The organism is Acinetobacter sp. MYb10 (assembly GCF_002980175.2).
Lineage (GTDB): Bacteria > Pseudomonadota > Gammaproteobacteria > Pseudomonadales > Moraxellaceae > Acinetobacter > Acinetobacter guillouiae.
This window is the reverse complement of sequence record NZ_CP058272.1, coordinates 1,412,705-1,425,334: the sequence shown is the minus strand read 5'-3', so window position 1 is coordinate 1,425,334 and position 12,630 is coordinate 1,412,705. Positions and strand designations below refer to the sequence as shown.

The 12,630-nt window shown below is 37.4% G+C and carries 10 protein-coding genes; 6 read left to right on the top strand and 4 right to left on the bottom strand.

What is annotated here, in order from left to right; translation table 11 throughout:
* Positions 1-133: 133 nt before the first annotated feature.
* Positions 134-1,711, top strand: coding sequence for a sensor domain-containing diguanylate cyclase (locus tag CQZ96_RS06655; protein WP_105714243.1), 1,578 nt, complete (start codon positions 134-136; stop codon positions 1,709-1,711).
* A gap of 391 nt (positions 1,712-2,102) precedes the next feature.
* Here CQZ96_RS06655 and CQZ96_RS06650 read toward each other — a convergent pair whose 3' ends face one another.
* A complete protein-coding gene (locus tag CQZ96_RS06650; RefSeq protein WP_105714244.1) occupies positions 2,103-2,738 on the bottom strand; it encodes a TetR/AcrR family transcriptional regulator in 636 nt (211 codons plus the stop codon).
* A 110-nt stretch (positions 2,739-2,848) separates the two neighbouring features.
* On the opposite strand from CQZ96_RS06650, the gene CQZ96_RS06645 reads away from it, so the two are divergent.
* Both CQZ96_RS06645 and CQZ96_RS06640 read left to right on the top strand, forming a co-directional pair.
* The gene (locus CQZ96_RS06645) at positions 2,849-4,369 is read left to right on the top strand and encodes a flavin-containing monooxygenase (RefSeq protein WP_105714245.1); all 1,521 of its coding nucleotides are present in this window, start codon (positions 2,849-2,851) and stop codon (positions 4,367-4,369) included.
* Positions 4,370-4,495: 126 nt separating this feature from the next.
* Complete coding sequence (locus CQZ96_RS06640) at positions 4,496-5,332, top strand: SDR family oxidoreductase (protein ID WP_105714246.1); 837 nt, start codon at positions 4,496-4,498, stop codon at positions 5,330-5,332.
* 499 nt (positions 5,333-5,831) lie between these two features.
* Here the strand turns inward: CQZ96_RS06640 and CQZ96_RS06635 are convergent, their stop codons facing one another.
* Complete coding sequence (locus CQZ96_RS06635) at positions 5,832-6,455, bottom strand: LysE family translocator (RefSeq protein WP_105714247.1); 624 nt, start codon at positions 6,453-6,455, stop codon at positions 5,832-5,834.
* Between the two features lie 10 nt (positions 6,456-6,465).
* On the bottom strand, positions 6,466-7,041 hold the full coding sequence (locus CQZ96_RS06630) for a PilZ domain-containing protein (RefSeq protein ID WP_004721776.1): 576 nt from the start codon (positions 7,039-7,041) through the stop codon (positions 6,466-6,468).
* A gap of 23 nt (positions 7,042-7,064) precedes the next feature.
* On the opposite strand from CQZ96_RS06630, the gene CQZ96_RS06625 reads away from it, so the two are divergent.
* From CQZ96_RS06625 to CQZ96_RS06615, 3 genes are all read left to right on the top strand, one after another.
* A complete protein-coding gene (locus CQZ96_RS06625) occupies positions 7,065-8,300 on the top strand; it encodes a lipoprotein-releasing ABC transporter permease subunit (protein WP_105714248.1) in 1,236 nt (411 codons plus the stop codon).
* Positions 8,293-8,991 carry a lipoprotein-releasing ABC transporter ATP-binding protein LolD gene (gene lolD / locus CQZ96_RS06620; RefSeq protein WP_004721773.1) on the top strand — a complete coding sequence of 233 codons (699 nt, stop codon included), beginning with the start codon at positions 8,293-8,295 and terminating at the stop codon, positions 8,989-8,991. The genes CQZ96_RS06625 and lolD overlap by 8 nt, the downstream gene beginning before the upstream one ends.
* A 115-nt stretch (positions 8,992-9,106) precedes the next feature.
* Positions 9,107-11,581, top strand: coding sequence for a DNA internalization-related competence protein ComEC/Rec2 (locus tag CQZ96_RS06615; protein WP_105714249.1), 2,475 nt, complete (start codon positions 9,107-9,109; stop codon positions 11,579-11,581).
* Here CQZ96_RS06615 and CQZ96_RS06610 read toward each other — a convergent pair.
* Positions 11,540-12,496, bottom strand: coding sequence for a lysophospholipid acyltransferase family protein (locus tag CQZ96_RS06610; protein ID WP_004721768.1), 957 nt, complete (start codon positions 12,494-12,496; stop codon positions 11,540-11,542). The two genes, CQZ96_RS06615 and CQZ96_RS06610, sit on opposite strands and share 42 nt — an antisense overlap.
* Positions 12,497-12,630 lie beyond the last annotated feature (134 nt).

Genomic DNA, 12,630 nt, shown 5'->3' with positions numbered 1-12,630 from the left:
ATTTTCTTAAAAATTATGTTAAGGGAAACCATTTAAAAATCATGAAAATAAATTAAACAATGGTAAAAATATTGTAGTAATACTAAGTAAAAAAGAATAAAATTCAATCAAATGCTGTTTTGCAAATGACCTCATGAAACTGAAAAAACTCATATTTTGTTTAAAGTTAAATCTGAGAAAACTTATTCTTTTTTTAGCAATATTCAGCATCGCTATTCTATTTATTGCTTCACTTTTCGTGAATTATTCTATTCAAAAAAAAGAACTACTAGATACTTCTCTTTCAGTAAATATGGAATATGCCACTAAGATTGCCCAAAAAACGGATTCTCAAATTCAGACTGTGTTAAAGCAGTTAAATTATAGTGCCACTTTGCTGGGGGATTCATTTAATGATGAGCAATTTAAACAGTTGGAAGTGGATCGACTAAAATTTCAATCGAATTACTTTGACAGTGTGATTATTTCGGATAAATACGGGCATGTACTGAATTACTCACCTTCAAAAATTGCCATTAATAAAAATGTGGTGAATACAACATTAGGCTTTAAACAGTCCATTGAAACGCAAAAGACAGTGATCACAAGCCCATATTATTCAATCAAAAACAATTTAATTGTTTTTATTTCACAGCCTATTTTTGATAAAGATAAAAAGTATCTGGGCTTTATTGGTGGTGCAATTTATTTAAAAGAAAAAAATATCATTAACGAGTTATTGACACTGAGCTTTAACTATAAAGACAGTTATATGTATGTATTGGATAGCAACAGAAAAATTATTTTTCATCCTGAAGCGAGTCGAATTGGTACTCTTGCAACAGACAATACCGGTCTTAACTATATGACCAGTCATATGATTGGAAAAATAAGACTCATCAATAGCAAAGGCGTAGATAATTTAGCGGGCTTTGCCAGAGTCAGTCATACCAACTGGATCATCGTTTCACAACAACCGACCCATAAGCTTTTAGAAAAAGTTCCATATCTGATTTATAAAATTATTGCTTATATGCTTGGTTTTTATATTTTGATCTTTTTGATTATTTGGAAGATATCATATTATATCTCAGCGCCTTTAAACCGCTTAGCAACCATGGCGAGTCATCTCAATAACCCAGAGACTGCAACTCAAATTAAAGATGTAGATGCTTTATATTATGAAGTGAGAAATTTTAAACGCTCACTGTTACAGAGTTCTTCAAATTTTAAGAAAAAAATCTCTACACTCAATCATTATGTAAATACAGACCCGTTAACAGGATTTTATAACCGCAGAGGGATGGAGTTACATATTGAACGCTTAATGAAAAATGACGCACCATTTGCAATTATTGCTGTGGATATCGATTATTTTAAAAAAATTAATGATCAATATGGACATGAAAAAGGCGACTTAGTCCTCACCAATACTGCACAAAATATTAAAGATTGTGTGAGAAGTATTGATGTTTGTTGTCGGATTGGTGGAGAAGAATTTGTGATTCTAAGCCCGATTGATAGCCAAAATTTAACGATTAATATTGCAGAACGGATTCGGCAGGCATTAGAAGTAACGCCAATCGGAGAAATACCTGCGATTACCGTGTCAATAGGGATTGCGCATTGGCCTGAAATTTCTACCGACATCCATAAGGTGTTTAAAGCTGCTGATGAATATTTATATCTGGCAAAAAAAGATGGGCGTAATTGTATTCGTTATAAAAAATAGCATTTAAAAATGCAAACTTATCTTCAATAAAGATCTTTCATAAATCAAAAAATGATCATGTGGAGTGAATCATATTGGTATTGAAAGTTCCTTCTCCCTCTGGGAGAAGGCTAGGATGAGGGGGATTTTATATTGATTTATGGTTTTAAAAAGGACTTATGAAAGAAGTCTAATATTTTATCTCGTTAAAAACTGCCCATAATCTATGTTATGGGCAGTTTTTGAGTAAATTTAACTACTATTTCAATCTTAGGATGAAAAGTAAAAAACTGTGTTGAGGCTATATCTCCGTCCAAGGGTGATATTCATGTCTTCACAAGATAACCATAACCCGTAGGATTGAATGAGATAAAGAAAACAGTTTAATTTATATTCTGTTGATTGCTATAAATCAGGCTGATGGCTTAGCAACTCCACCAATGATTAACTCAATAATCGAATCGCCATAGTTTTTTAAACCTTTGAGATCTTCAGGATTGGCTAAAAAGCGTAAAGCTCCATTGGTAATCATCCCAATGATATTATGCCCCGTATTTTCACAATCTAAATTCTCACGAAAAAAGCCAGAATCTACCCCATGCTTTAAATAGTTGGCAGTAAAAATACCCGCCATTTGCATCAAGTTTTGAATAAATCTGGTCATTTCAGCATCTATTGAGGTTGCTTCAAGTAATAATAATTTTAGAGTTAGAGGATTCTCTTGTGCAAAAAGACGGAAGCGTTCAGAAATTCGCTGACATTGTTCACGGTACTCTTCAATATTATTCACTGCTTGAGGTGCATTTTCACCGGTAAGCAATGCCATGATTCTTTGCATAGTATCGGAAATAACATGCTGCAAGATATCGCGTTTATTTTCAAAATGGCGATAAAAAGTACCATGACCAATGCCTAAGCGTTTGGCTATATCTGAAATCGCTGTTTGATGGTATCCACGCTCAGAAAATTCTAAAAACGCAGCTTCTAAAATATCAGCTTGTAATTGGATACGTTGACGTTCTGCACGAGTTAAAGTTGGTTCATTCATAGGCAAAGAATACCAAATAAATATTCAAAATTGTTAAACAATGGAAATTGACAAGTAATTCCGTTTTTGACATTGTATTCCTATTGTTTATATTCTAAGCGATTTTCAACATGGAACAAATGAAAAAAAGCACTAAAGATAAAAACTTTTATAAAGTGATTATCGTGGGTGGTGGTTTTGCTGGTCTTGGTGCCGCAATCAAATTAAAACAAGCAGGGATTGAAGATTTTATATTGCTGGAAAAGGCTGCTGAAATGGGCGGGGTCTGGCGTGAAAATACCTATCCAGGTTGCGCCTGTGATGTACCATCGGCGCTCTATTCATACTCTTTTGAACAAAACCCTGTATGGTCACGGGTCTTTGCACAGCAAAAAGAAATTAAACAATATTTATTTGATGTGGTCGATAAGTACAAGGTCATGCCACATGTGCATTTGAATCGTGAAGCTTTACAAGCACAGTGGTCCGATGTGGAAAATTGCTGGATTATCCAAACCGTACAGGGCGAGTTGCGCTCTCAATTTGCAATTCTTGCTTGTGGCCCTATGCATGAACCTGTATTGCCTGATGTTAAAGGTATTGAAAGCTTTAAAGGAGAAATTTTCCATTCTTCACAATGGCGGCATGATTTGGACTTAACAGCTCAACGGGTTGCGGTGATTGGAACAGGTGCTTCAGCCATCCAGTTTGTACCGCAGATTCAACCACAAGTTAAACAACTGACGATCTTTCAACGTACTGCACAATGGATTTTGCCAAAGTCAGACATGCCATTACTTGCACCTGTTCGTGCCATGTTTAAGCTGTTACCGCTGACTCAACAGCTGATGCGAGGCTCAGTCTATGGAATTTTTGAAACGATAAATGGTGGAATTCAAAGTCCTGCGGCTATGAAGCAATTCCAAAAATTAGCCAAATGGCATTTAAATTACCATATTAAAAATTCGCGCCTACGAGAAAAATTAACCCCCAATTTTATTATTGGTTGTAAACGTATTTTGCAATCCAACAATTGGTATCCCGCTTTAGCACAAAACAATGTTGAGGTGATTGCCAGTGGTTTATCTGAAATTAAAGGGAATACTTTAATTGCAAGTAATGGTGAACGTTGTGAAGCTGATGTGATTATTCTTGGTACAGGGTTTGAGATTGCTGAACCACCCATTGCCAATCGTGTCTATAACCGTTTTGGGCAGCGTATGTCCGATGTTTGGCAGGGTAGTCCTGAAGGCTATATGGGGACAATGATCGAAAATTGCCCAAATGTTTTTTTGATGTTTGGTCCCAATGTCGCTGTAAGTTCTTCAGCATTTATTATCATTGAAGCTCAGCTTGATTACATTATCGATGCTTTGAAACAGGCAATTCAATTGGGCATCAAGACCATTGAACCAAATCCCAAAATTACCAAAGTTTTTAATGAAAAAGTCCAAGCAGCTTTGCAAACTACGGTCTGGAACAAGGGCGGATGTCAAAGCTATTTTATTGATCGCAATGGGCGCAACAGTACAGTTTGGCCGTGGTCAACCTATAAACTCCGAGTAAAAATGAAACATTTTAATTTAGCTGAGTATTTGATTGATCATCAACCTGAACCAAGCACAAGCTTAAAGCAAGCAGATGTCGTATGAGAAAGGAATTTTAACTTTCATCATATTCAATTCCATAAAAGAGGCGTGTCTATAAAAGAGGCAAGCCTATAAAAGAGGATGGAATGGATATGAAATTTACCAAGATTTTAAATAAAGGATAGCGCAATGTTAAAAAAACAAAAATTAAAAGGCAGAGTGATTGCAATTACTGGTGCCGCACGTGGCATTGGTTTAGCTACCGCAGAAGCTTTAATTGCACAAGGTGCAAAAGTCAGTATCGGTGATCTTGATTTAGCACTTGCTGAAAAAGAAGCCCAACGTATTGGTGCCAAAGCTTTTAAAGTGGATGTGCGTGATCGTGAATCATTTGCCCAATTTATTCAAAACACCATTCAACATTATGGCAGTCTTTATGCTTTAGTGAATAATGCTGGGATTATGCCGATGGGGGCTTTTCTGGATGAAGATCCCGCTTTAGCAGATGCACAAATTGATATTAACTTTCGTGGTGTCATCATTGGTATGCAATTGGCACTCCCTGAATTGCTTAAATATAAACAAGGCCATATTGTCAATATCGCATCACTTGCAGGGCGTTTTGCCTTACCTGGTTCTGCGGTTTATTCTGGAACTAAATTTGCTGTGATTGGTCTCACCGAAGCGGTTGCAGGTGAGTTTCGTGATTCAGCTATTCAGTTCACGGCAATTTTACCCAGTAAAGTACTGACAGAGCTCACCGCTGGGACTGAAAATGCGGCAAAAACGATTCCAGCAGTGACACCGCAACAGGTTGCCAATGCAGTTGTGAGTGCTTTGATTAAGCCTCGGTTATTTATTGCAGTACCTGATTACTTACAAGCAGTACATGGTGCTTATGCTTTATTACCACAATGGGTGCAAACAGGTGCACGTCGTATCTTGGGGGATGATGGTATCTTGACCAAACTTGATCATTCTGCCCATTCAAGTTATGCCAAGCGAATTCATAAGTTGGCAGAATAATTGCTTATCAAAAAAGAAACTTTTTAAATCAGTGCAGGGTCTGTTGGCATTTCATAAATGGGTTGCGTTGTAGGTTAAAATTGAGCAGGCAAGGCATGAAACGAAGAGAATAGCGAGACTATTTTCGAGTTTCATAACGAAGGCTGAGATAATTTTAGCCACAACCCTGAGCAAGAACAAAGCACTGCTTTGTTTGCAGCGCAAGGCGCAGCGGGGGACTAGTGTGTTTTTTGCCGCTACGTCGTTACGAACTACTCATTTAGAATGACTAAATTTCGTATCTCGCGCCTAGTATCGCCTAAAAAACACACGTAGTCGCAAACATAGACGAATTGTCAACAGACCCTATTTGACTCAAAGTAAATACTCCACTTTGAGTCGTTTTTTATGGGTGTGGCTAAGATGGATATCATTGGATATACGTTGATGCGTATTACTATATAGTTGGTTTGGCTACATCTTATTGAAAACGTTTAAATTTATATTAGATTGCTTGGTGTTATCTTTTTGAGCTCAGCATGATTTGTGTTGCTAAGCCAAAAAATACCGTACCCATAAACCATTTTTGTACTTTTAACCAAAGTGCATGACGATTTAAAAATTGGGTAAATGAACTGGCAGTAAAAATCAACAGCATGTTGACGAGTAGACTAATCACAATTTGCACAAAACCCAAACTCAGCGTTTGCACTAAAACATCGTCTTGGTGTGGTTTGATAAATTGTGGCAGCAAAGCTAAGTACATCATCGCAATTTTAGGATTGAGTAGATTGGTCAAAAAGCCCATTAAAAATAGTTTTGAATTAGAATAAGACTGTTGACTGGCAATCTTAAAAGGCGAATGAGGAGAGCGAATTGCTTTCCAGCCAAGATAAATCAGGTAGAGCGCACCAGCAATTTTTAAAACATCATATGCAACTGGAATCGTCATTAATAAAGCGGTGATCCCAAAAGCAGCACACAGCATATAAAATACAAAACCGAGCGCTGTGCCGCCCAATGAAACCATTCCCGCAGTTTTGCCCTGACACAAGGACCTTGAGATCAGATAAATCATATTTGGGCCAGGGGTGAGTGACATACCTAAGGCAATCAAGGCAAAAGCGAATAAAGTAGAGTCCATATGTTCAATATCAATTATTCTGTAGGGTGATGTTCTGTTGAATACATTCAGCCAGTTTGACTTTATCTTGTGGATGTAAGGTAATGAAGTACGCACCTACACGATATTGCTCATTTTCAGCAGGTTCCGAGTACGCAATTTGTGCCGTTGCTGCAATATGGAAGAAATTTTCAGGATGACTCAGGGTGACATGAATAAAGCTACCTTGTTTCAGGTATTGTTGACTGGTAAAACTGAAGCCACTTTCAGAAAAATTGACTTTTTGTGGCGTTGGTAACATGGTTTGTACAATAGAATCGTAAAGAGAACCAGTAATAAGGTTTAACTTTTGGTTGAATAAGGATAAGATTCGAGCAATTTGTTGATCTTTTTCATTTAATTGTTCTAATTCGTAGTGAAGTGCATGATCAAATTGATCTAATTCTGCAAGTAGTAGAAAATAGCGCGGTAATACAAAATTAGCATCATATGGATCGTTCAGCGCAACTTCTTCAGAAATGATTTGATAGTTGATCCTTAACGCAGCATCGATTCGTGACATGACACGACGTTCATTTGCTTCATTTTGATGCTGTAACGCTTCCATAAAACACCTCGGACTAGAATGGTATGTTTAAACCAATCTCGCTGTATATAGGGTTGAGATACACTCGCGCACGGCGTAGTAATCACTTTATTTCTTTTATCGCTTTGGTTTCCATGATCGGTCTAACCTTAGGGGTTGCTGTACTGATTACAGTTTTATCTGTTATGAATGGTTTTGACCGAGAGTTAAAGAACCGTGTTTTAGGTATGATACCTCAAGCCACTGTTTCTTCAACACAAATTCTAACAGACTGGCCTGTACTTGCAAAGAAAATTGAACAACATAAGCATGTGACTGGTGTTGCTCCATTTACCCAACTACAAGGTATGCTTACTGCACAAGGACAGGTCGCCGGCATCATGGTGACTGGTATTGAACCTCAATATGAAAAGAAGGTTTCAATTATCCAAAATCATATGGTGGAAGGTAGCATAGATCAACTAAAAAAAGGTGAATATGGCATTGTTCTAGGCAAACAAATGACTGATGCGTTAGGCCTTGGTCTAAATGACAATGTCACCTTGGTTTTACCTGAAGCAACCCCTTCGCCAGCAGGCGTTGTACCACGTTTTAAACGTTTTAAAATCGTCGGTATTTTTAGTATTGGTGCAGAAGTTGATTCGAGTTTAGGTTACATCGCACTCAATGATGCATCTACACTATTACGTCTACCTGACGGTGCACAAGGTGTGCGTATGAAACTGGATGATATTTTCCAAGCGCCACAGGTTGCCAATGAAATTGTTCGTGAGTTATCGAGCGGTTTCTATGCCTCAGATTGGACCTATACGCATGGTAATTTATTCAGCGCAATCCAAATGGAAAAGGCAATGGTCAGTCTATTGTTATTCCTCATCGTGCTTGTTGCTGCATTTAATATTGTGTCTTCATTGGTCATGGTTGTGACGGATAAAAAATCAGACATCGCGATTCTAAGAACATTAGGCGCATCACCAGCAACAATTACCCGCATTTTTATGGTGCAAGGTACTGTGATTGGTGTGGTTGGAACGGTTGCTGGTGCAATCTTGGGGATTATCTCTGCATTAGGAATCAGTAACTTTATTGGCTGGTTGAATACTGCATTTGGATTACATTTATTCGATGCTTATTTTATCAACTACTTACCTTCTTATTTAAGATGGCAAGATGTAGTGGTGATTGTGAGCTTGTCCTTAGGCCTAAGCTTTATTGCAACCATTTATCCTGCATTGCGAGCAGCTAAAATTCAACCTGCGGAGGCGCTTCGTTATGAATAGTGCTACACAAAGTCCAGTGGTTTTAGAGGCGCAAAATATCTATAAATCGTTTACGGATGGCAAGTCGCATGTAGACGTCATTACAGGTTTATCTTTGCAAGTCGCGCAAGGTGAGTTTGTCTCTATCGTGGGTTCAAGTGGTTCAGGTAAAAGCACACTCTTGCATATTTTGGGCGGTCTTGATCGTCCGACCCAAGGTCTTGTCAATTTAAATGGCAAACGTTTTGATAACTTAGGTGAAGCTGAACGTGGTTTCTTACGTAATGAACATCTAGGATTTGTTTATCAGTTTCATCATTTACTGCCTGAATTTACTGCCCTTGAAAATGTCGCGATGCCGTTGATGTTAAGAAAAGATGCAGAGTATAAAAAGGTTAAAGAACGTGCTGAATATCTACTTGAACGGGTTGGATTATCACATCGTTTAACGCATCAACCTGGTGAGTTATCAGGCGGTGAACGCCAACGTGTGGCTTTAGCACGTGCTTTGGTCACTCAACCGAAGTTAATGTTAGCCGATGAACCGACAGGAAACTTGGATCGCAAAACAGCAAAATCTATTTTTGAATTACTGCGTGATTTACGTGAGGAATTTAATATGGCTATGTTGATTGTGACGCATGATGAGCAACTGGCAAAATCAGCAGATAGAATCCTACATATGCAAGATGGTATCTGGATCGATGGTTAAGTCAGCATTTATTTTGATGATATCATGCTGAATTGATGTATAATTTTTAAACTTAAGCCCAATCTGATTGGGCTTAATCAATAAATAAACACTGAAAACAATAAATAGAAAAACTATGTATATGTACATTGCTTTAATCGGATGGATATTGGGTATCTCGTTTATGGGATATTATTCACCTGCTTACTTTAATCTCTTGATTTGGATCAGCTTAGCATTAAGCCTAGTGTTATGTGTATGTCGATGCTTAAACTATAGCTTGATCAATTCTGTTGTATTTAAGTTGGTTTCTCTCAGTGTAGTGGGGATATCAAGTGGTCTCCTTGGTTTTTATTATGCAGATTTCGCACTTGAAAAAAGATTAAGTTTACGTGATACACCACATCATCAAATTGAAAAGATTATTTATATTTCTCGCATAAATACTATTAAGCCAACAGACTCATCCTCCAACACTCAATTGCCTAATACTCAACAGCGTATCCAACAAAAAGCATTGCTACTCGAACCCAACAAAGTCAGACAAATATTGATGTATCTGGATGACTCACAGTCTGAAATGATCCAACTGGGGCAATATTATCGGGTTACAGGGCAAATTAAACCGATTCATGGTTATGCTGTAGCTGGAGTTTTTGATAAAGAAAAATGGTTTTTACAAGAAAATATTCTGGCTGTATTCAAGCCCCAGTCGGTTGAACATATCGATGAAAATCAAGTGAAGCAATTGGGCTATAGCACATTTGTTGAGCAACAAAATAGCGTGCGATATAGAATTCAACTTAGTATCGAGAACTTACGTTTAAAGTTTCGCGATTTAATTGCTGATTCTTCTTTAAAAAATAAGGGCTTAGTCCTAGCATTATTGACAGGGGATGAAAGTTTATTGGCAAAAGAAACTCAAGACTTATTCAAAACCATGGGTATTTCTCATTTACTTGCAATCTCTGGGCCGCACGTATTAATTTTTGCCATATTGTTTTGCTTTTTATTTAACTCAAGCATTAAAAGAGTTTATCCACAGATTTTTTTGAATATTCCACAACCTTATTTATTGGTTTATCCATTTTTAGCTTGTGTGGTGTTTTATAGTGCTTTTGTTGGTTTTGAAATACCTGCATTAAGAACCATGCTAACAGTTTCAATTCTAAGCGTTATTATTTTATTCAAGCAAAAAATTCAACCGCTTAAACATTTATTATTGACGGCCAGTATTTTATTGCTGCTTGATCCTTTTAGTATTTTATCTTCTGCTTTTTGGCTGTCCTTTGGTTCCTGTTTTATTTTGATTCGCGTCTATCAAACAGTTCAACAACATGCTCTCCCAACTGTAGAGACATGGAAGACCAAGGCCAAGCTATTTATACGGGTATTGATTGATTCCCAATGGAAAATATTTATTGCATTACTGCCAGTGGTGCTGTGGATTTTTCAACAATTTTCGTGGATTACACCCTTGAGCAATTTGCTTGCAATTCCAATGATCGGTGCACTGATTGTTCCCATTGAAGTTTTGGCCGCATGTATAAGTATGCTGTTTGAACCTTTAGGATTATGGCTCTTTAAAATTTCTGATCTTTTATTGTCTATATTGCTGTACCTACTGGAAAGATTAAATCAGCTGCTCAATTTTAAACTGAATTGGTGGGCATTTAATTCGCTAGAAATTGTTTGCATCGCTTTGGCTGTTTTTATTTTATTTTTGCCCAAAGGTGTACTGCCAAAATTTTGGGCAATACTTTGTTTAATCCCCTTAGTGATCTCGCATAAGAGTTCTGCAATATTTCAACTGGATATCATAGATGTTGGGCAAGGGCAGGCCATTTTTTTAAATCTACCCAAACATAAAATGCTGATTGATACAGGCGGTTCATTTGATGAAGCAAGATTTAGTATCGGCAAAAATGTCATCATTCCATATCTGATGCGACAAGGGATTGCTCAATTGGATCAGGTGCTTTTGACGCATTTAGATCAAGACCATAGTGGTGCATTTGCAGAAATAGAGAAAGTAATCAAAATGAACAAAGTCTATTCAAATGAAACAGATACACGTTTTAACCTGCATGACTTTGACTATTGCCATCAAGGGCAATATTGGCAATATGAAGATGTTCGAATTTCAGTTCTGGCACCTGATAAAAATAGCCTAAGTAAAGCTGCCTATGATCGAAATGAACTATCTTGTGTGATCTATATTCAAGTCCCTCAATCAAAGTCATATCAAAACTTTTTATTGATGGGGGATGCGGGATGGGAAACGGAATTTAATCTGTTAACACAATATCCCGATTTAAAGGTAGATGTCTTAGTACTGGGTCATCATGGCAGTAAAAATAGCTCTTCTTATGCCTTTTTAAAGCAGTTACAGCCTAAACTTGCGATTGTATCGGCTGGATATGCCAACCGTTATGGTCATCCACATCCGATTGTATTAAGACGGCTAGAGGTGTTGAATATTCCAGCCAAAACCACGATTGAGCAAGGCTCTATCCAATTTAAGCTAAATCCACAAGGGCAGATGGAGGTGACTGGTTATCGCCAAACTTTAAAGTGGCTCGCTTTCCGTGATCGCATCATTGCGGACTGAAGTGACCATTTCCATCGCTTCTTTATTGGGTACATTATAAATCTGTTTGAGTTTTGGATGAGCTTTAAAGCGTTTATAACTCCAGTGATAATGTTCTGGATATTGGCAAATTAATTTTTCCAGCGCAGTGTAAATGATATGCGTACCTTGATTGGCATCCACCTGATAGATCTTTTCATCAATCGGCTGAACCACCATATCAAAACCCTGATTGTCATTTCGGATTGCATATAAGAAAAGTGCTTTGGATTTGGTTTTTTGGATCAGTTTGGCACTTAAATTACTCGAAGAGAGTGGAATCCCGAAATATTCAATCAGTTCTCCACCTTGGTGGGGTGAATGATCAGGCAAAATCACAGTTGTACCACCTTGTTTTAACGCCCTAAATATTTGTCGTACACCAGATTCATCTGTTGGAACTAAGCTGGCATTTTCACGACTTCGCGCTGCACGTACAAAACGATCCGCACTCTCATCCTTAATCGGTTCATACATAATGGTCATTTGGGTATATTGGGCAAACCATGCATTCATAATTTCCCAAGTACCAAAATGAGGCACGATTAGTACGAGGCCTTTTTTTTCAGCAATGGCCTCATGGAAATAATGTTCACCTTCAATATGATGAATACGATCGATATTTTTTTGATTGGAACTGCCCCAAACCGTAAAAAACTCCATATAGGATTGTAGTTCGTTACGGATCGCCTGTTCTGTAATTTTCTCGCGTTTAGGTTTATCAAGATCTGGAAAGCAAATTTCAATATTTAGACGAATGGTTTCAGATGTTTTTGTGATATGTAATAAATTGACCAGTCCTGCCAAAATGCGCGCAATAAAACGCGCGATTGGGATCGGCAGTCGACTGAAAAAATTGAGAAGTCGCGAAGTAGTGGTCTTATGTTTATCAGTCATCCGGATCTAAAATTAAAGCAAAGGTTAAGTAATAGTGAGATTTAGCGAATTATTATAAGTTAAATCGTAATGATTAAATAGATTATACGGATTCCGTGTATATAATGAAGCATGAAAAATTAATTTGGATGGTA